The sequence below is a fragment of the Streptomyces sp. NPDC001393 genome, from assembly GCF_053597455.1.
In genome coordinates this window covers 40,700-59,648 of the sequence record NZ_JBSFIH010000039.1, presented here as the reverse complement: position 1 = coordinate 59,648, position 18,949 = coordinate 40,700, and the positions used below count along the sequence as shown (strand labels likewise).

Here is an 18,949-nt window from a genome sequence, read left to right as displayed (position 1 = left end):
GCGGTCCCGTCACGCCCGGCCCCTCTCGAACAGCTCCCGCACCGCCGCCCCGCAGTAGAACCCCTGGCACCGGCCCGCCCGGGCCCGGGTACGGCGGCGCAGGCCCTCCAGCGTGCGGGGCGGGATCGTGCCCGCGAGGACGTCCCGGATCTCGCCGCGGGAGACGCGCTCGCAGTGGCACACGAGCGTGCCGTACGCGGGGTCCGCGGCGATGAGTTCGGGGCGCTGACAGGGGCGCGGGAAGGCCTCGCCGAGGTTGGGCATGGTCACCGGGTCGAGGTCATGCACCGGGCCGAGGTCGAGGCCGTTCTCGGCCAGCAGGCCCGTCACATGGGCGGCGATGGCCAGGGACGCGGTCAGGCCGGTGGAGCGGATGCCGCCGACGGTGACGTACGCGTGCTCGGGGTGGGTGGCAATGCGATAGTCCTCCTGCCCGGTGGCCGCGCGCAGCCCGGCGTAGACGGCGGTGACCTCCTCGTTCAGGAGGGCGGGCAGGATGCGGCGGCCCTTGGACCTGAGGCCGGCCAGGCCGTCGGCGGTGGAGCCGGTGGCCCCCTTGTCGTCCAGGTCCTCGGCGGTGGGGCCGAGCAGCACGTTGCCGTAGACGGTCGGCGCGACCAGGACGCCCTTGCCGAGCGCGGTCGGGACGGGCAGCAGGATGTGCCTCACGAGCGGGCGGGCGAACGTGTCGTACACCAGGAGCTGGCCGCGGCGCGGGGTGACGGTGAAGTCCTCGTGGCCGAGCAGCCGGTCGACGGTGTCGGCGTGGAGGCCGGCCGCGTTGACCAGGTGGCGGGCGTGCAGGGTGCCGCGTGAGGTGGTCAGGCGGTGGCCGTCCGGTGTGTGACTCGCCTGCTGCACGGCCGTGTTCAGGTGCAGGTCCCCTCCGGCGCGGACCGCCTGGGTGGCGTACGCCAGGGTCGTCGTCCAGGGGCAGATGATGCTCTCGCCGGGCACGTGGAGGGCGCCGAGCGCTCCGGGGCCGAGGTGTGGCTCGCGGGCGTACAGCTCGCCGGGGCCCAGCAGGCGCGTCTCGTGGTAGTCGTTGCGCCCGGCCTTCTCGGCCAGCCGGGGCAGCGTGGCGAGCTGCTCCTCGTCCCAGGCGACCAGCAGGGCGCCGACCCGTTCGACGGGGATGCCGGAGTCGGCCGCGTAGGCTGCGAGCCGGTCGTGGCCCTCCCGGACCAGCCGGGCCTCCAGGGTTCCGGGGACCGCGTCGAAACCGGTGTGCAGGATCGCCGTGTTGGCCTTGGAGGTGCCCTGCCCGACGTCGTCCTGGGCCTCGACGAGGGCGACGCCCAGGCCGGGGTGGCGGGCCAGTTCGCGGGCGATGGCGCAGCCGACCACTCCGGCGCCGACGATGGCGACGTCGTACGTCCGGGTGGGCAGCGGGCCTTCCGCGGTGACGCTCACGCCTGGAGCAGTGCCTCGACGGCGACGCGGAAGCGGGCGCGGCGTTCGGCGGCCTGGTCGGCGCTGATGCGGGGTTCGTACACGGCGGCGGGCTTCCAGTCGGGCAGGGCCTGTTCGAGGCCCAGGGTACGGTCCGCGCCGAGGCGGGCGAGGGCGGCCGCGCCGAGTGCGGTGGCGTCGGGCAGCGCCGAGACCTCGACGGGGCGTTGCAGCAGGTCGGCCTGGGTCTGCATGAGCAGGGCGGAGCGGGTCAGGCCGCCGTCGACGCGGAGCGTGTCGAGGGGGGCGCCGAGGTCGGCGGCGGCCGCGTCGGCGAGTTCGGCGACCTGGGCGGCGATGCCCTCGCACAGCGCGCGCACCAGATGGCCGGGGCCGGTGTCGAGGCCGAGCCCGGTGACCGAGCCGCGCAGGTCGCCGCGCCACCAGGGGGCGGCGAGCCCGGCGAGGGCGGGGACGAAGGTGACGCCGCCGGTGTCGGGGACGGCGCCGCCGACGGGGTCGAGGTCGGCGGCGCCGGAGAGGACGCCGAGGTCGATGAGCCAGCGGACGGCGGAGGCCGCGGTGTAGACTTGGCCGTCCAGGCAGTAGGCGGTGGTTCCGGCGAGCCGCCAGGCCACGCAGCTGACCAGGCCGGAGGCGCCGCGCCGGGGCCGGTCGCCGGTGTGCGCGAGCAGGAACGCGCCGGTGCCGTAGGTGCACTTGGCGGCGCCGGGCGCGGTGACGCGCTGGGCGAGGAGGGCGGCCTGCTGGTCGACGATCAGTCCGGTGAGCGGGATCTCTCGGCCGAACGCCGTGGTGGTGCCGATGTGCTGGGCGTTGTCGGCCGGCTGCGGGAGCCGTTCGTCCGCCAGGCCGTACATCTCCAGCGCTCTCGGCGACCACTGCGCGCGGTCCAGGTCGAGGAGCTGGGTACGGCCGGCGGTGGCGGCGTCGGTGGCGAAGGCGCCGGTGAGGCGCTGCACCAGCCAGGCGTCGGAGGTGGTGACGACGCCCTCGCGGGTGAGGTGGCGGCGGATCCAGGCCATCTTGGGCGCGGCGAAGTACGGGTCGAGGGGCAGCCCCGTCAGGTGGCGCAACTCCTCGGCGTGACCGGCGAGTTCGGTGCACACGGTCTCGGCGCGCCGGTCCTGCCACACCAGGGCGTCGGTGAGCGGGCGGCCGTCGGCCGGGTCCCAGGCGAGGACGGTCTCGCCCTGGTTGGCCAGGCCCAGCGCGACGACGTCCTCGCCGGCCTCGGCGAGCGCCTGCCGGCCGGCGTGCACCACGGAGTCGTACAGCTCGGCGGGGTCCGCCTCGACCAGGCCGCCGGGCAGGTACCGGGGGCGGACCTCGGCGAACCCGGTGCCCAGGACGCCGCGTTCCGGACAGACCACGAGGGCCTTGGTACCGGAGGTGCCCTGGTCGACGGCGAGCACCGGAGCCGTCATCGCGCGCTACCCCATTCCGCACCGAAGATCACCGAGCCAGCCTGCCGCCGCGGCGCACCCGGCGTCAAGGAAGCCTGGCCGGCCGGGCCTTCAACTGGCCGGAAGAAATGGTTGAGTTGGCAACAATGGCAAGGCGGAACAGGCGCCTCTATAGTGACCGCCGACCAGCACCCCACACCTCCGTCCCGCCCACAGGAGGGCTGTTGCCACGCCACCCCGCCAGCTCGCCCGCGCGCCAGTGGCCGGGGGCGGCCGGCTGATGGCCAGAGAAGGACCCCGTCCCTCCTACGACCCCGCCGGCCCCGACCACGCCCTGCGCGCCGCGCTCCAGGACCTGCGCACCGGCCGCTGGATGGCCATGCGCGAGCTGCTCGCGGACACCCCGCCCGGCCGGCCCTGGACCCAGCGCACCCAGGTCCTCGGGGCGGCCGCCGCCGGCACCGACGTGGTGCGCGCCTGGCTCGCCGAGGAGCCGGGCAGCGTCCACGCCGCGGTGATGCGGGCGCGGGTCGGGGTGGAGCGGGCCCTGCGCGGCAGGCGCGAACGGCACCGCCGTACCCACGAGTTGTGGATCGAGGCCTGGGACGCCGCCCAGTCCGCCACCGGGATCGCGCCGCAGGACCCGGTGCCCTGGGTGTGCCTGCTGGCGCTGGCCCAGCTGGATCCCGAGCAGCGCTGGGAGGAGCACCGGGTGCCCGCGCCCGAGCCGATGCTGCCGCCGGGACCGTGGGGGCTGCTGGCCGAGGCCCACAAGAGGGACCCGTACAACCGCGAGGCCCACCACCGGATGCTCCAGTTCCTGTACGCGCGCGGCGGCTCGGGCCGGCTCGCGGAGGCCGCCGGCTATGCCCAGTGGGCCGCCCGGCAGGCGCCGCCCGGCTCGGCGCTGCACCTGCTGCCGCTGTACGTCCGCGTCGAGTGCTACCGGCGCGACAGCGGGCACGACGCGGCGCTCGACCTGCACTGGGTGGCGGAGGACGCGGCCCGCGAGGCGCGTCACGCCCTGCGCTCCTGGTTCGAGCACACCCACGGCGCCGAGCGCCCGCTGCCGGACCTCAACCACCTGGCCCACGCCCTGTGGGGATCGCTCCAGTTCCCCGACGCGGCCCGGGTGTTCGACGCCATCGGACCGTACTTCACGCCCCCGCCCTGGATGTACCGCACGCCCGACCGCGACCGTGCCGTGGAGGTCTTCACCCAGGCCCGGGACCGCTGCCGGGCGGCCGCGGACGGCTCCCGCCCCTGAACGGCCCCTGTCCCCTCGTGACCCGGAGGTCCCCCGCATGTCCCCCACCCCCGAGCCCGCGCCCTCCGCGGGCCTGCCCCAGCAGGACGAGGAGAGGCGGCTGCGCGAACTCGGCTACCGGCCGGTGCTGGCCCGCCGCATGGGCGGCTTCGGCAACTTCGCGATCAGCTTCTCGGTGATCTCGATCCTGTCCGGCTGCATGACCCTGTACGGCTTCGGCCTGAACACCGGCGGCCCGGCGGTGATGCTGTGGGGCTGGGCGGGCGTCGGCCTGTTCGTGCTGTGCGTCGGCCTCGCGCTCGCCGAGGTCACCAGCGCCTATCCGACCTCGGGCGCCCTGTACTACATGGCCGACCGGCTCGGCGGCCGGCGCTGGGGCTGGTACACCGGCTGGCTGAATCTGCTCGGTCTGCTCGGCGCGATCGCCGGTATCGACTACGGCGCCGCCCTGTTCACCGGCGCGTTCGCGAACCTGCAGTGGGGCTTCACGCCGACGCCCGGGACGACCATGCTGATCTTCTGCGCCATCCTGCTGCTGCACGCGGTGCTGAACCTGTTCGGCGTGCGCCTGGTCAGCCTGCTCAACTCGGTCAGTGTGTGGTGGCACCTGGCGGGCGTCGCGCTCATCGTCGGCGCACTGACCGTCGTCCCCGACCACCACCAGTCGGCGTCCTTCGTGTTCACGAAGTTCGTCAACGAGACCGGCTGGCACAACCCGCTCTACGTGGCGGCGATCGGCCTGCTCCTCGCGCAGTACACCTTCTCCGGCTACGACGCCTCCGCCCACCTGTCCGAGGAGACCTCGCGGGCCTCGGTGTCCGCGGCACGCGGCATCGTGCGGTCCATCTGGGCGTCCTGGATCGCCGGCTTCGTCCTGCTCGCCGGGCTGACCTTCGCCATCCAGAACTACGACGCCACGCGCAACACGGCCACGGGTGTGCCGCCCGCCCAGATCCTGCTCGACGGCCTGGGCACCGGCGGCGCGCGGGCCCTGCTGCTGGTGGTGATCGTCGCCCAGGTGTTCTGCGGCAACGCCGAGGTCGCCGCGGCCAGCCGGATGGTGTTCGCGTTCAGCCGCGACGGCGCGCTTCCCGGCTCGCAGCTGTGGCGCACGGTGAGCGGCCGCACCCAGACACCCGTCGCCGCCGTCTGGCTGTCCGTCGTCGTGGCCGGTGTCCTCGCCCTGCCCTCGCTGTACTCGGCGACGGCGTACAACGCGGTCACCGCCATCAACGTCATCGGCATCACCCCCGCCTACGCCATCCCGGTGCTGCTGCGGCTGCGGGCGGGCGACCGTTTCCGGCCCGGTTCGTGGCAACTGGGCCGCTGGAGCAGGCCGATCGGCTGGATCGCGGTGGTCTGGGTGGCCCTGGTGACCGTGCTGTTCTGCCTGCCGCAGGCCTCGCCGGTCACCGTCGACTCGATGAACTACGCGGCGATGGCGCTCGCCGTCGTGCTGGTCCTCGCGACCATCTGGTGGTACGTCGCCCGCCGTTCGTACGGCACCCCGACCGCCGCCGCGTACGGCAGCGACCGCGACCAGGCGGAACTCGCGGAGGGCATCATCTGAGCCGGCGCCCGTGAGTCACTGCCCGAGTCGCTGCCCGAGGAGCGCCGGTCCGAGTGCGAACTGGTGTTCCGGATACGGCAGGATGAGCGATCGCGCCGGTCGACGGGGTTCCTCCGGCCGGCGCGATCGCACATCCGGCACATCGAGCAGGTGACAACGTGACGAGACTCCACAACTCCCCGGCAGGCGCGCACCCCGGAGGTGACCGGTGAACCGCGCGCTGACCCTGGACGACCTCGTCCTCGCCGGAATCTCGGTGGCGGCGGGCCTGTTGCTCGCGTTCATGTCCCGCACTCTGCTGCGCTGGCTCGCCAAGCACGCCAAGCGGACCCGCTGGAGCGGCGACGACGTCATCGTGGACGCGCTGCGCTCGGTCGTGCCCTGGGCGGCGATCGCGGGCGGTGCGGCGGCGGCCGCGGCAGTGCTGCCGCTGACCCGGACGGTCCAGCATCACACCGACCAGGTCCTCGAGGTGTGGCTGATCTTCGTGGTGACCCTGTCCGCGGCCCGGGTGATCGCCGGTCTGGTCCACACGGTCACCCAGTCCCGCTCGGGCGTGGCGGGTTCGGCGACCATCTTCGTCAACATCACCCGGATCCTGGTCCTGGCCATCGGCTTCCTCGTGGTCCTGCAGACCCTCGGTATCTCCATCGCGCCCCTGCTGACCGCCCTGGGCGTCGGCGGTCTGGCGGTCGCCCTCGCCCTGCAGGACACCCTCGCCAACCTCTTCGCGGGCATCCACATCCTGGCCTCCAAGACGGTCCAGCCGGGCGACTACATCCGGCTCGGCAGCGGCGAGGAGGGGTACGTCGTCGACATCAACTGGCGTCAGACGACGGTCCGTCAGCTCTCCAACAACCTGGTGGTCATCCCCAACGGCCAGCTCGCCAAGGCCAACATGACCAACTACACGCATCCGGAGCAGCGGTTGACGGTGCTGGTGCAGGCCGGCGTCGGCTACGACTCCGACCTGGAGCACGTGGAGCGGGTCACGGCGGAGGTGGTCGCCGAGACCATGCGCGAGGTCGAGGGCGCCGTACCGGAGCACGAGCCCGCGATCCGCTTCCACACCTTCGGCGACTCCCGCATCGGCTTCACGGTGGTCCTCGGCGTCGGCGAGTTCAGCGACCAGTACCGCATCAAGCACGAGTTCATCAAGCGCCTGCACCGCCGCTACCGCGCGGAGGGCATCTCCATCCCGGCCCCCACCCGGACGGTCGCGCTGCAGCAGGGTGCGGTGGTGATCCCGCAGCAGCGGAGCGGGGAGGAACGGGCACCGGGGGCGGCCCTGGGCGACTAGGTGTACTCGGCCAAGAGGTTGGTGACTCGCGCCGGTCTTGGTGACCCACGCTAATGCCCGGCTGACCTTTCACGGCCGGGGCGGCGCAGGCCGGCCCGCACGACTCGGGCGTCCCGGTCATGCGGTGCCGGCCGGCGCGGGTCCGGCCCCCTGCTACGGGCTCTCCAGGGATTCGCGCCCCTGGACCACGCACAGGGCCCAGATGATGAACCCGGACAGCGCGATCATCACGACGGACCACACCGGGTAGTACGGCAGGGACAGGAAGTTGGCGATGATCACCAGCCCGGCGATGGCCACGCCGGCGACGCGTGCCCACAGCGTCGGCGTGGACAGGCCGAAGCTGACGATCACAGCGATCGCGCCCAGCACGAGATGGATCCAGCCCCAGGTGGTGAGGTCGGCCTTGAAGACGTAGTTGGGCGTCGTCACGAAGACGTTGTCCTGGGCGATCCCCATGATGCCCCGGAACACACCGAGCAGCCCGGCGAGCAGCAGCATGACGCCCGCGAAGGCCGTCAGGCCGCCCGCCCAGGCCTGCCTGGTGCTGCGGGGGTGGGCGCGAGCGGAGGGGGTCGTGGTCATACGAGGGCCTCGATTCGTTCTCGTGGGCGCGCCTCAGCGCCCGGAGGGGGCGTGGAAGGTGTCGGAGGGCTGGGCCGGGCGGCCGCCGCTGAGGACCAGCTCCTTGGCCCTGCGGAACTCGTCGTCGGTGATCTCACCGCGGGAGCGCATGGCGGAGAGCTTGGCGAGCTCGTCGGCGCTGCTGGTGGCGGTTCCGGCCTGCGCGGTCTGCCGGACATAGGAGTCGAAGGCCTCCTGCTGGGCGCGCGCCTGCGCCACCTCCCGCTCCCCCATGCCCTTGCCACGGGCGATCAGGTAGACCAGGACGCCCAGGAAGGGCACCACGATCACGAAGAGTGTCCAGGCGGCCTTGGCCCAGCCGTTCATGCCGTCGTCGCGGAAGACGTCGACGATGACCCGGAACAGCAGGACGAACCACATGATCCACAGGAAGAACACCAGCATGGACCAGAAGACACCCAGCACCGGATAGTCGTACGCGAGGTAGGTCTGCGCGCTCATGTCTTTCCTCCTCCAGGGCACCGGCTCGCGCTGGTCGCCGAGCCCTTTTCTGCCGTTCTCACCCTGCACACGGCCGGCACGGCACGTCCTCACCCGACGCGGGTGATCGTGCGCCCGCTCAGTCCATGGGGCCGGGTACGCCCGGCAGCGCCCCGCTCCTGCGCAGCGCGGCCCGCCACGCGAAGGCGACCGCCAGCTCCACCAGGCCCAGCAGCACCAGCCACAGACCGAGCAGCCGGGTCAGCGCCCGCGCCGACTCGGCGGGCAGCACCAGCACCACGATCCCGGCCACGATGCCGAGCAGCGCGGCACCCAGGACGACGCCTCGGTGCGGCAGGTCCTTGGCCGCGATCGCCGTGTGGAGGGTGAGGACTCCGGACACCAGCCACACGAGCCCGACGACCAGCGACAGCGCGGTGATGGTCTGCAGCGGATGCCGCAGGCAGAGCACTCCGGCCAGGACGTACAGCACGGCGACCAGAAGGGCGGGAAGCCGGTCTACGTGCTCCTCCCGCGCGAACGCCGTCACGAACCGGATCGCGCCGCCGAGCAGCAGGTAGAGGCCGAGGACGACGGCGAGGACATGCAGCGTCTCGTCCGGCCACGCGAGGATCAGCACGCCCGCCGCGAGCGTCACGATCGCCGAGGTCAGGATCCAGGTCCAGGAGCGGGCGAGCTCCGTCATGGCCGGTCCGGGGCCGCCGGTGCCGCCCTCGCCGGGCGGGTACGACAGCCCGGACCGCGGCTGCTGTCCACGCGGTGGGGTCATGGCTCCTCCTCGCGCGCTCGGTACAGGCCGCGCCCGGACTGCCGGAGGGACGGCCCGCGGCCCTGGAGGAGACAGCTTTCCGGGGGCGGCCGGTGCGCCGGATCACCCGCCGCGGGTGATCCCTCCGCCCGGACCGGGCGGTGGGCTGGATCGCACGCGCGCACGCACGCAGGGGCGCCCGGCCGCCGGCCCAGGAGGGTGGATCATGACCGCACCGAGTGCCGTCACCGTCGCTGCGTCGCCGGAGGACCGGGCGGCCCAGGGCAGGAGGGCGCGCAGCCGCGCGCCGCGCTCGGTCCACGGCGTGTTCGACGCCGCGCCGGACCGGCCGGACGTGGTCGACGTGCTGGAGCGGCAGTCGGCCACTCGGGTACCGGAGTTGGTACCGATCCGCTACGGCCGCATGCTCGCATCCCCGTTCTGCTTCTACCGTGGCGCGGCGGCGGTCATGGCGGCGGACCTGGGCCCACTGCCCCGGACCGGGCTCCAGGTCCAGCTCTGCGGGGATGCCCATCTGCTGAACTTCGGGCTACTGGCCTCGCCGGAACGGCATCTGGTGTTCGACATCAACGACTTCGACGAGACCTTCCCCGGCCCCTTCGAATGGGACGTGAAGCGGCTGGCGGCCAGTCTCGCCGTGGCGGGGCGGAACAACGGCTTCACGGAGAAGGAGCAGGACGACGCGGTGCGCACGTGCGTGCGGGCCTACCGGGAACGGATGCGGGAGTTCGCCGGCATGCGCACCCTGGACATCTGGTACGCCCGCGACGACGCCGACCGGTTGCGCGGGCTGCTGGCGGCCTCGATGGACGAGGGGAGCAGGCGCCGTACGGCCCAGGCGGCCGCCCGTGCCCGTTCCCGGACGCATCTGCGGGCCTTCGCCAAGCTCACCCGGCGCACGCCCGAGGGCCGCCGCATCGCCGCGGACCCGCCGCTGCTCACCCCCCTGCGGGAGCTGCGGGGCGAGAGCGCCCCCGACGAGGAGGACAGGCAGCTCCAGGCACTGCTGGAGTCGTACGCGCGCAGTCTGCCCTCGGACCGCCGGCACCTGCTGCGGCGCTACCGACTGGTGGACGTGGCGCGGAAGGTGGTCGGGGTCGGCAGTGTCGGCACCCGGTGCTGGATCCTGCTGCTGCTCGGCCGGGACGACGACGATCCGCTGCTGCTGCAGGCCAAGGAGGCGCAGGAGTCGGTGCTCGCGGCGCACACGGACGGCGAGCGGTACGACAACCAGGGCCGCAGGGTGGTGACCGGCCAGCGGCTCCTTCAGGCGGCCGGTGACATCTTCCTGGGCTGGACGCGCGTCGTGGGCCTCGACGGGTGCGACCGGGACTTCCACGTACGGCAGTTGTGGGACTGGAAGGGCAGCTTCCGGCCGGAGAGCTGGGACCCGGAGCTGCTGAACCTGTCCGGACGGGTGTGCGGGGCCGCCCTGGCGCGGGCGCATGCGCGCTCCGGTGATCCCGTCGCCATCGCCGCCTACCTCGGCGGCGGGGACCGCTTCGACCGCGCGCTGACCGGGTTCGCGCAGGCCTACGCGGACCGCACCGAGCGGGACTTCGAAGCGTTGGGCGCGGCGGCTTGCTCGGGCCGGATCCTGGCGGCCGATCTGTGAGGGAAAGCTACTCGGGCAGTCCGCGTACGGCGCTCACTCCGGCAACTGCCGCATTTCGACGACCCGGAGTCCCAGCGACTGGCAGCGGTTCAGCAGCCCGTAGAGCTGCGCCTCGTCGATGATGGGACCGAACAGCACCGTCTGACCGGACATCGTGACGTGATCGAGCTCGGGGAAGGCCTCGGTGAGGGTCTCCGACATCTGTCCGTCGATGCGGATCTCGTAGCGCATGGGCCGTTCTCCCGCCGCGGGCCTGCTGCGGTCTTGCCCCCGATCCTGCGCCGCCCGGCCGCACCGGGCCTCACCCGGCACAGGTGATCCGGGGCCCGGGCTGCTTCAGTGCGACAGAGCGATCTTGAACGTGATGATCGCCAGGCCGAGCAGCAGATTGACCGCGGCGGTGCCCGCCACCAGCCGCCAGGTTGCTCCCGCCTGTCGTGCGCCGGCCGCGGACCAGCCCACCTGGCCGGCCACGGCGACGGCGACCGCGAACCAGATCGCGCCGCCGACGTCCAGGCCGAGCAGCGGGCTGATGGCGACGGCGAGGGCAGGCGGGACGGCCGCCTTGACGATCGGCCACTCCTCGCGGCACACCCGAAGGACCGTGGGCCGGTCCAGGGCCCGTTGCGCGAGACGGGCCCCGAACAGCTGGGCGTGGACGTGGCCCACCCAGAAGACGAGGCCGGTGAGCAGCAGCAGGACGACCAGTTCCGCGCGGGGGAACTTCCCCAGCGCGCCGGCACCGATCACCACGGACGCGGCGAGCATCGATCCGTACACCGCACCCGTGTAGTCGGCGTGCGCACGGCGCTCGGTACGCCGCTCGGCACGCCGTTTGCGGGCCTCGGTGCGACCGGTGGCGGACATCGCCCTCGCCTTCATCCCCGCTCACTCCATGGCGCTCGCGACCCCGGCGGCAGGCGCGCCGCCCTGCGAGGCCCGCGCACCGCGCGCCGGCGCGCTCGGCAGGTGCGGGGTGACGAGGAGGCTCGCGAGGGTGATCCCGCCGGTGGCGAGGATCGCCGCCTTCAGGCCGTCGAGCTGTGCCGAGGCGTACGAGGAGGTGAGGGCGTCGACCTCGGACGGTGGCAGTCCGGCCCGCTGGGCGGCCGTGCGCACCTGGTCGGTGGGCACGAAGCTGATCCCGGCCTCCAGGCGGACGCTGGTCTGCTGCTTGGTCTGGGCCGACAGCTGGGGGTGGCTCTCCACCCCGGCGGTGAACGCGTGCGCCAGCGCCCCGATGAGTATCGACCCGATGAGCGCGGTACCCAGCGCCGAACCCAGGTTCTGCGCCGTGAACTGCAGGCCGCCGACCTCGCTGCGCTCCGCCTCGCCGGCACTCGACTGGACGACGTTGCCCAGCTGGGAGGCGAGCAGCCCCATGCCGATGCCGAGCACCGCCATGGCGCCGGCGAACTGCGCGTTGTCGATCTTCGGTTCGATGGAGGCGAGCAGCCACACGATGGACACGGCCAGCGTCAGCAGGCCCAGCCGGACGACCCGGCGCGGCCCCAGGGTGCGGCCGAGCCGGGCGGCACCCAGGGAGGTGACCAGCATCGTGACGGACACCGGCAGCAGCCTGAGCCCCGTCTGGAACGCGTCGAATCCCTGCACCACCTGCAGGTACAGCGGGATGGTGAAGAACAGTCCGAGCAGGATCAGGTTCTGGCTCAGCAGGGTGAGCAGACCGGAGCGCAGGGGCGGCCGGCCGAACAGGGACAGGTGCACCAGGGGGTCCGCGCCCGAGGCCTCCCGCCTGCGGTCCCAGCGCACGAACAGGGCCAGCACGGCCACCCCGGCGGCGACGACGAACAGGGTGGGCGCGAAGCCCAGGACGGTGAAGGGCGGGTTGCGCGGGTGCACCCAGCCCCAGGTGCTGCTCTGCAGCACACCGAGCACGCCCAGCCCCAGTCCGCCCGCCGAGAGCACCGCGCCGACCACGTCCAGCCGGGGCGGCGGCCCGGTCCTTTCGGCCTCCTTGATCACCCGGTGGAACAGCAGGACGACGAGGACGACCACGACCTCGCCCGCGAAGACCAGCCGCCAGGTCAGGTACGTCGTCACCCAGCCGCCCAGCAGCGGGCCGACCGCGATGCCGGCCCCCGCCAGTCCGCCGATCACGCCGTAGGCGACGGCCCGGTCCCTGCCGCGGTAGGCCTCGGCGACCAGGGCCGCCATCGCGGGCAGCACCATCGCGGCGCCGAGTCCCTCGATCACCGACCAGCCCAGCGCGAGCACCCACAGGGTGGGCGCCAGGGCGGTGAGCGCCGAACCGGTGCCGTAGACGATCAGGCCGAGCAGGAACAGCCGGCGGCGGCCGTGGATGTCGCCGAGCCTCCCCCCGATGATCATGAACGCGGCCATGACCAGGGCGTACAGGGTGATCACGGCCTGGATGGCGGTGACCGAGGTGTGGAAGTCCTCGACCAGTCGGCTGATGGAGACGTTCATGACGGACGTGTCCAGGACCATCAGGAACTGGGCCGTCCCCAGCACCATGAGGGTGCGCCAGTGTCCCATGGTGTCCACCACCTCGCCGAGTGCTCCCGCCCCCTCAGGGGAGCGGGAGATGCCGCTGCGCGCCTCACCCGTCACGGGCGAGCCGCCCGGCGCCGTCAGCCCTCCCGATCAGATCAGCCCGTGGTCACGGGCCCGGCGCACCGCCTCGGCGCGCCCGTTCACGCCGAGTTTCCGGTAGGCGCTCTTGAGGTGGGTCTTCACCGTGTTGACCGAGACGTACAGATCGGCGGCGATCTCCTCCGTGGACATCAGGTCGGCCAGTCTGCCCACGACCTCGCGTTCGCGCCCGCTGAGCTCCTCGACGACCGGGGACGAGGGCTCCTCGGCCGCCCCCGGACCGCCAGGCGAGGCCGGGCCGCCCGGGGCGAGCCAGTCCGCGGCCAGGCCCTGCAGCGGCGGTGTGCCGAGCAGGTGCCGGATCCGCGGTCCGGCTTCCAGGAACGGGCTCCGCAGCCTCTCCCGCCGGGCCTCCAGCAGGGCACGGGCGAGCAGTCTGCGCGCGGTGGCGGCGTCGGACTCCTGCGCGGCACCTGCGCGCACCAGCGCGGACCGGACGGTCGCCCTCGGTCCGGTACGGCCCTGCGTCCGCACGTGGTCGAGCAGGTCGACCGCCGCTTCGTGGTCGCCCGCGGCGAACCGGGCCCAGGCCAGCTCCGCCGCGCACCCGGGCTCACCGTCGCAGGGGACGTCGTCGAGCACCTTCAAGGCGCTGTCCGGGCGGCCCTCGGCCAGATGGGCCGCGGAGGCGACCAGCGCCGTCTGCGCCTGTGCCCAGGGAGAGGTCACCAGGGCCGGTACGTCCAGGCCGGCCACCGACGCGGCCGCCCGTGGCTCCCCCCGCGCCAGCAGCAGCCGCGCCGTCGCGAGGCACCGGCCGGCGGCCGTCACCGGGTCGCCCGGCACTCCCGAGTCCGCCGACTCGTCCAACAGGGCCTGTGCCTCGTCCAGTTCGCCGCGATCGACGGCGACGGCCGCCAGCACCAGCAGCGCGAGGCCCGAGCCGCAGGACCGGGGGCGGTCGAGGCCGTACTTCTCCGCTTCCCGCCGGGCCGCCCGCGCCCTGCGCTCCGCCCGGCACAGCCAGCCGTTGAGGTAGTCGATCAGCGCGAGCTGCCCGAGGGAGTCCTCGCGCGGCAGCGCCGTGGCGACGCCGCTGGGGCATCCGGCCACCTCGGACAGGGCGGCGCGCGCCTCGTCGAAGCGCCCGGCCCACAGCCGGGCCGAGCCCAGGTGGGTCAGCAGCAGGGCGGTGAACTCGGGGTGTCTGTCCAGCAGTTGGGCGGGCATCTCGCCCCGCAGTTCCTCGGCCGTCGCCACGGCCTGCTCGGCCATGCCGGGCGAGCCGGTCAGCCGGGCCGCCAGGGACTGCAGCAGCGCGCAGCTCAGCCGGCCCGCGGCGTCCGGCCGCGAGGCGAGGCGCTGCTCGGCCCGGCGCAGCTGGACCAGGCCGTGTTCCACGTCGTACCCGGACAGTTCGCGCGCGGCACGCACGAGGTCCGCCGCCGCGGTCGTCGCCTCGGGCCCCATACGGGAGAACAGCTCGGCGAGCTCGCTCGCGCGCAGGCCGGTGAAGAGCTGCCCGATCGCCAGGTCGTCGACGAGTGCCTGGGCGGTGAAGTTCCAGTCGCCCGCGGCGGCGCCGTGCGCCAGTGCCTCGGGCAGGGCGCCGGAGCCGCGCAGCCACCGCGCGGCGCGCCGGTGGAGTTCGCTCTCCAGCCCGGGCGAGCGGACCCTGAGATGGACCCGGAGGATCTCTCCGAACAGCGGGTGCAGGCGGTACCACGAGTGCCCGAGGTCCTCCACGAACGCGTTCTGGCCGTGCAGTGCGGCGAGGGCCTGTTCGGCGCCGCCGCGCCCGGTCAGCTCCGCCACCAGTGCCGGGGTGAACCGCTCCAGGACGCTGACGCGCAGCAGGAGGTCCTGGGTGCGGGCCGGCTGCCGTTTCAGCACCTCTGCCAGCAGGAAGTCGGCGATCTGGCTGCGGCCCGCCTCGAAATCCTTCAGGTACGTCTCGGGGTCCGGGCTCTGCCGGGCGGCCAGGGCGCACAGGCGCAGCCCGGCGGCCCAGCCCCTGGTGCGCTCGACCAGGGCACGGGTGGCCTCCGCGGGGAGGCGCAGCCCGTGCAGGTCCAGGAGCGCGGCGGCCTCCTCGACGGTGAAGGCCAGTTCGGCGTCCCGGATCTCGGTCATGGCCCCGGCCGCCCGGTAGCGGTGCAGCGGCAGCAGCGGCTCGGTGCGGGTCACGAGGACCAGGCGCAGCCCCTGCCCGGCGTGGTGCAGGACGAACTCCAGCTGCTGTGCGATCCGTGCGGAGGTCACCCGGTCGAACTCGTCCAGCACGAGGACGACGGGCCGCTGCCGTCCGCTCAGTTCGTCGGCGAGGCGGGCCAGCAGTTTGTGGTCCACGCGATGCGCCTCGCCGGGGCAGCCGAGGTCGGCCGGGAGCGGTACGCCGGCGGACCGCAGGGCCTGGAGCACATAGGCCCAGAGGACTCCGCAGCCCTGGTTCCCCGCCTCGTTGGTGAACCAGGCGACCGGCGGTGCGAGCCGGGCGGCCCAGTCCGCGACCAGCAGGGTCTTGCCCGCGCCGGCCGAGCCGTTGACCATCGTCAGGGGGGTCTGGAAGGCCTGGTCGAGGCGTTCGGCGAGGCGCGGGCGCCGCAGGAACGTGGCCGGCGTGGCCGGGAGGGCGAACCGGGTCTGCAGGAACGGCTCTCCCAGGGGATCGACGTGCGTGACGGCCGATTGCCTCAGCTGCTTCTGTCGCGTGGTCACAGGGTCCACCGCCCTGTCATGAGACGTGCGGAGGGGGCTCCACTCGATCAGGATCCCAGTCTTACGGCCCTCGCGCAGTTCCGCACGGCGCCGGTCGGCCCATCCACGGTTCCCCGCACCGCCCCCGAAGGTCCCCGAGGTGGCCAGGGCCGACGACCGGCTCCGGCGCGCGCCCCCGTCAGCGTGCGTCCCCCGGCGCAGGCGGCTTGCCGCGTGCCGCCTCGAGCTGCACCCTGCCCGCGGCCGCCAGCAGCGCGAGCAGGGCCAGGACGCCGAGCAGGACGAGGACCAGCAACAGGACGGTGAGCACCGTCGGATGGTTCCAGAGCGCGAAGACGAGCGCGATGACCAGCAGGGCGAGGAGCGTGACGGCCCGGCGGTAGGCCAGCGCATACGCGCCGACGCGCCCGGCGCTGATGTGATGGCCGGCCGCCCAGCGCGCCGCGGAGTCGGCCGTGTGGTCGGAGTAGCCGCGGACGGCCACGGGCAGTCGTCCCGGGCCGATGAGATAGGCGCCCAGGGCGATGACCACGCCCAGCACGATGGCCGTACGCAGGCTGACCCGCAGGAAGCGCAGCAGGGTGTCGAAGACGGCTGCCGCCGCGGCCCTCGACTGCACCTGGGGCGGCAGGTGGTCGAGGTAGTAGCGGCGCGCCACGACCAGGCCGACGGCCACTACCAGGCAGGCGAAGGCGGCGCCCAGTGCGGTGCGCGCCAGGGCCCGGCGCCGGTGGTGGGCCAGGAACACCCCGGCGGCACCCAGGATGACGACGAGCACCGGGAACCAGTTCCCGACGGCGTCGAGGAGGCGGGCACCCTTGCGGAGCTTGGCGAGCTGGTCGGAGTGGAACAGCACCAGTTGCTTGTTCACCTGCGGGATCTTGCTGGCCGGTTTCAGGCCGGCGTCGACGAGTTCGCTCTTCACCCGGTCGACGGCCGTACCCACGTCCAGGGTGACGGTGCCGTCGCTGACCCCGAACGCTCCTCGTCCCTTGCCGGTCAGGGCGTGCACGACGGCGTTGTGGGCGGCGCGGTTGGCCTCCCGCCACACCGTCGCGAAGGCGCCGCTGTGAACGACGCGGGTGGCGATCCTGGTCACGGCCGAGTCCACGGCGGAGTCGATCTGCGGTCCGAGCCGGCTGATCGCGTCGGCGGCGAGTGGCGGCAGACCCTGGGACTGCAGCCAGGACGCGATGTCCCCGGCGACCTTCTTGCCGTCGACGTGGGCTCCCACCGCCTCGGTGATCCGATGGACCGCCGCGTCCTGGACGGCCGGCTCGGTGGCCAGCGGCGCGACCGTGGAGACGTACCGGTCGGTGTCGAGCGCGATGTCGTGCACCCAGGTGGCGAGCAGCGCGACGGGAACGAGGATGCAGGTCAGCACGATGAGCACGGCCGAGGCGGCGTTGCGCGCGAAGCGGCCCCCTGCGGAACCTCGGGAACGGCCGGTCGGCGGCCCTTCACGCCCACCCCCGGCCGAGCCTTCACGGCCCGACGTTGGCGGCACCGGATCGGTCCGACCCGGCTCCCGCCCCGACCGCTGCGGCCCCTGCCCCGACCGGTCCCCTTCCCGGCCCGGCCGGTCCACCTCCCTGCCCGGCCGGTCCGAACCGCCATCCGAACGGTCCGAGCCCCCACCTGGCCGGTCCGCCTTCCCGCCCGGTGGCTGGTCCAAGCCCGGCCCCGACAGGTCCGACTCCGGACCCGACCGATCCAAGACCTGATCCGACCGACCCAAGCCCGGACCCGACCGGGCCACGCTCGGACCCGACCAGTCCGAGTCCGGCTCCGCTCGGTCCGATCCCCCGAACGGCCGATCCACCACTACCCGATGCGAGCCCGGATCCGCACGACCCGATCCCCTACCCAGCCTCTCCCCCGCTCCGCCCGCCTGCTCCGACCTCTCACCCGGCCGGTCCAAGCCCGGCTCCGCCCGGCCCGAGCCCCCATCCGGCCGATCCCACCCCCCACTCGCCCGCTCCAGGCCCCCACCCAGCCAGACCGAGCCCCGAGCCGGTCGGTCCGGACCACGATCCCGGTGATGTGGGGTGCTGCGCCGCCCCTGCCCGTCGCCCGGCCCGTGCGGGGCCAAGTCCGGTGGCTGCGGGGCGGGCGGCTTGGTCACGGGGCCTCCGGCGTGGTGATTTGCCTTGGTACCCCCATTGCGTCAGCCCCCTCGACGTTCCGCGCGCCGGGTGGACCGGACGGGCGACGCCGCACCGCCCTCGGCGAGCGAGGCTTCACAAGTCCCGCGCCCGTCGCTCGCGCCGCGGCGGCGGGCTGCCGAGGCGGGCCGCCAGGAAGGGCTCCTGCGCCAGTACGGCGCCCGCGCTGACGGCGACGGCCGCGGCGACGCACACCACGATCAGCCAGGACAGCAGCACGAACACGGACCCCACGGGGCCGTAGTCGGCGAGGGCGCGGTCGAGGGCCCTCGGCATGTACAGACGCGCGGTCACCGCCAGCACGGTGAGGACGGTCGCCGTGATCAGGGCACCCGGCAGCAGGGGCTTCCAGCCGACCAGGCCGCCGAGCAGCAGATGCTGGGTCCACCACCACAGGCCCACCTGGCTGGCCCAGGTGAGAGGGATGCCGAGCCAGGCGCCGGCTCCGAAGCCGTCACGCAGGGGGCCCTGGAGCACCAGGACACCGAGCCACAGGGCCAGCCAGGCCAGCCACCGCCAGGGGGCGATCCGGGTACCGCTACGCGGGATCTCCCAGGCCCGCTTGCACAGTCGTTGCATCGCCCGGCTGACCGCGGTGGCCGACAGCAGCACCATCAGTCCGCCCACCACGCCGGTGGTCTGTTTCAGGTCTGCGGACTTGGGCTGGAGCGCCTGCTCGAGCTCGGCGCGCGTCGTGCTCGTCAGCCCGAAGACCGCTGTCACGGAGGCGATCAGCTGATGGCACACGGCCTGCGGAGCGTACGCCGCGATGACGAACAGCAGGGGGACCGCGGTCAGGAAGCACTGCGCCGCGAGGCGGGTGGCGGAATCGAAGATGTTCACGGACACCATGCGTTCCGCGAGATGGGTGACCACGGGGAACCGGCTCTCCGCCCTCCGGTGCACCGACTTCGCCCAGGCGGTCAGCCTCCGAGCACGCTCTGCCGCCGCCATCAGGGTCCCAGCGGAAAACTCTGCGGGCACGACAAGCGGCCCCCGCCTGCTGACAGCGCCCCGACGGTCGGCATCACATCGCTCCTTTCCGACTGTGACCAGCGTGGCG

At 73.6% G+C, this 18,949-nt stretch carries 15 protein-coding genes; 4 read left to right on the top strand and 11 right to left on the bottom strand.

What is annotated here, in order from left to right; genetic code table 11:
* Positions 1–9: 9 nt before the first annotated feature.
* Both ACWC2T_RS32050 and ACWC2T_RS32045 read right to left on the bottom strand, forming a co-directional pair.
* Positions 10–1,413, bottom strand: a complete 1,404-nt coding sequence (locus ACWC2T_RS32050; RefSeq protein WP_450673838.1) for an FAD-dependent oxidoreductase — start codon at positions 1,411–1,413, stop codon at positions 10–12.
* On the bottom strand, positions 1,410–2,840 hold the full coding sequence (locus ACWC2T_RS32045; protein WP_450673837.1) for an FGGY family carbohydrate kinase: 1,431 nt from the start codon (positions 2,838–2,840) through the stop codon (positions 1,410–1,412). Before ACWC2T_RS32045 ends, ACWC2T_RS32050 begins: the two co-directional genes overlap by 4 nt.
* Positions 2,841–3,099: 259 nt before the next feature.
* Here ACWC2T_RS32045 and ACWC2T_RS32040 point away from each other — a divergent pair, with 259 nt between their 5' ends.
* The 3 genes from ACWC2T_RS32040 (at position 3,100) to ACWC2T_RS32030 (ending at position 6,956) form a co-directional block, all read left to right on the top strand.
* Entirely contained in the window at positions 3,100–4,086 is a 987-nt protein-coding gene (locus ACWC2T_RS32040; RefSeq protein ID WP_450673836.1) for a hypothetical protein, read from the top strand.
* Between the two features lie 37 nt (positions 4,087–4,123).
* Positions 4,124–5,656 carry an amino acid permease gene (locus ACWC2T_RS32035; RefSeq protein WP_450673835.1) on the top strand — a complete coding sequence of 511 codons (1,533 nt, stop codon included), beginning with the start codon at positions 4,124–4,126 and terminating at the stop codon, positions 5,654–5,656.
* Positions 5,657–5,864: 208 nt separating this feature from the next.
* A complete protein-coding gene (locus tag ACWC2T_RS32030) occupies positions 5,865–6,956 on the top strand; it encodes a mechanosensitive ion channel family protein (RefSeq protein WP_450673834.1) in 1,092 nt (363 codons plus the stop codon).
* 153 nt (positions 6,957–7,109) lie between these two features.
* Here ACWC2T_RS32030 and ACWC2T_RS32025 read toward each other — a convergent pair whose 3' ends face one another.
* The 3 genes from ACWC2T_RS32025 to ACWC2T_RS32015 form a co-directional block, all read right to left on the bottom strand.
* Complete coding sequence (locus tag ACWC2T_RS32025) at positions 7,110–7,541, bottom strand: DUF7144 family membrane protein (RefSeq protein ID WP_450673833.1); 432 nt, start codon at positions 7,539–7,541, stop codon at positions 7,110–7,112.
* A gap of 33 nt (positions 7,542–7,574) precedes the next feature.
* Positions 7,575–8,042, bottom strand: a complete 468-nt coding sequence (locus tag ACWC2T_RS32020) for an SHOCT domain-containing protein (RefSeq protein ID WP_450673832.1) — start codon at positions 8,040–8,042, stop codon at positions 7,575–7,577.
* Positions 8,043–8,160: 118 nt separating this feature from the next.
* A complete protein-coding gene (locus ACWC2T_RS32015) occupies positions 8,161–8,811 on the bottom strand; it encodes an HdeD family acid-resistance protein (protein WP_450673831.1) in 651 nt (216 codons plus the stop codon).
* A 205-nt stretch (positions 8,812–9,016) separates the two neighbouring features.
* Between ACWC2T_RS32015 and ACWC2T_RS32010 the strand changes: the two genes are divergently transcribed.
* A complete protein-coding gene (locus tag ACWC2T_RS32010; RefSeq protein WP_450673830.1) occupies positions 9,017–10,426 on the top strand; it encodes a DUF2252 domain-containing protein in 1,410 nt (469 codons plus the stop codon).
* 33 nt (positions 10,427–10,459) lie between these two features.
* Here ACWC2T_RS32010 and ACWC2T_RS32005 read toward each other — a convergent pair whose 3' ends face one another.
* The 6 genes from ACWC2T_RS32005 to ACWC2T_RS31980 form a co-directional block, all read right to left on the bottom strand.
* The gene (locus ACWC2T_RS32005) at positions 10,460–10,657 is read right to left on the bottom strand and encodes a hypothetical protein (RefSeq protein WP_450673829.1); all 198 of its coding nucleotides are present in this window, start codon (positions 10,655–10,657) and stop codon (positions 10,460–10,462) included.
* A 105-nt stretch (positions 10,658–10,762) separates the two neighbouring features.
* The gene (locus ACWC2T_RS32000) at positions 10,763–11,293 is read right to left on the bottom strand and encodes a hypothetical protein (protein WP_450673828.1); all 531 of its coding nucleotides are present in this window, start codon (positions 11,291–11,293) and stop codon (positions 10,763–10,765) included.
* Positions 11,294–11,314: 21 nt separating this feature from the next.
* Complete coding sequence (locus ACWC2T_RS31995) at positions 11,315–12,946, bottom strand: MFS transporter (RefSeq protein ID WP_450673859.1); 1,632 nt, start codon at positions 12,944–12,946, stop codon at positions 11,315–11,317.
* A 108-nt stretch (positions 12,947–13,054) separates the two neighbouring features.
* Entirely contained in the window at positions 13,055–15,721 is a 2,667-nt protein-coding gene (locus ACWC2T_RS31990) for a LuxR C-terminal-related transcriptional regulator (protein WP_450673827.1), read from the bottom strand.
* Positions 15,722–15,899: 178 nt separating this feature from the next.
* On the bottom strand, positions 15,900–17,105 hold the full coding sequence (locus tag ACWC2T_RS31985; protein WP_450673826.1) for a hypothetical protein: 1,206 nt from the start codon (positions 17,103–17,105) through the stop codon (positions 15,900–15,902).
* Positions 17,106–17,961: 856 nt separating this feature from the next.
* Positions 17,962–18,762, bottom strand: a complete 801-nt coding sequence (locus ACWC2T_RS31980) for a YhjD/YihY/BrkB family envelope integrity protein (protein ID WP_450673825.1) — start codon at positions 18,760–18,762, stop codon at positions 17,962–17,964.
* Positions 18,763–18,949: the final 187 nt, after the last annotated feature.

Coding starts and splice junctions, on each gene's coding strand:
- ACWC2T_RS32005 (WP_450673829.1), bottom strand. CDS start 10,657: ATGCGCTACGAGATCCGCATCGACGGACAGATGTCGGAGACCCTCACC.
- ACWC2T_RS32025 (WP_450673833.1), bottom strand. CDS start 7,541: ATGACCACGACCCCCTCCGCTCGCGCCCACCCCCGCAGCACCAGGCAG.
- ACWC2T_RS32035 (WP_450673835.1), top strand. CDS start 4,124: ATGTCCCCCACCCCCGAGCCCGCGCCCTCCGCGGGCCTGCCCCAGCAG.
- ACWC2T_RS32010 (WP_450673830.1), top strand. CDS start 9,017: ATGACCGCACCGAGTGCCGTCACCGTCGCTGCGTCGCCGGAGGACCGG.
- ACWC2T_RS32000 (WP_450673828.1), bottom strand. CDS start 11,293: ATGTCCGCCACCGGTCGCACCGAGGCCCGCAAACGGCGTGCCGAGCGG.
- ACWC2T_RS32020 (WP_450673832.1), bottom strand. CDS start 8,042: ATGAGCGCGCAGACCTACCTCGCGTACGACTATCCGGTGCTGGGTGTC.
- ACWC2T_RS31995 (WP_450673859.1), bottom strand. CDS start 12,946: ATGGGACACTGGCGCACCCTCATGGTGCTGGGGACGGCCCAGTTCCTG.
- ACWC2T_RS32040 (WP_450673836.1), top strand. CDS start 3,100: ATGGCCAGAGAAGGACCCCGTCCCTCCTACGACCCCGCCGGCCCCGAC.
- ACWC2T_RS32045 (WP_450673837.1), bottom strand. CDS start 2,840: ATGACGGCTCCGGTGCTCGCCGTCGACCAGGGCACCTCCGGTACCAAG.
- ACWC2T_RS32015 (WP_450673831.1), bottom strand. CDS start 8,811: ATGACCCCACCGCGTGGACAGCAGCCGCGGTCCGGGCTGTCGTACCCG.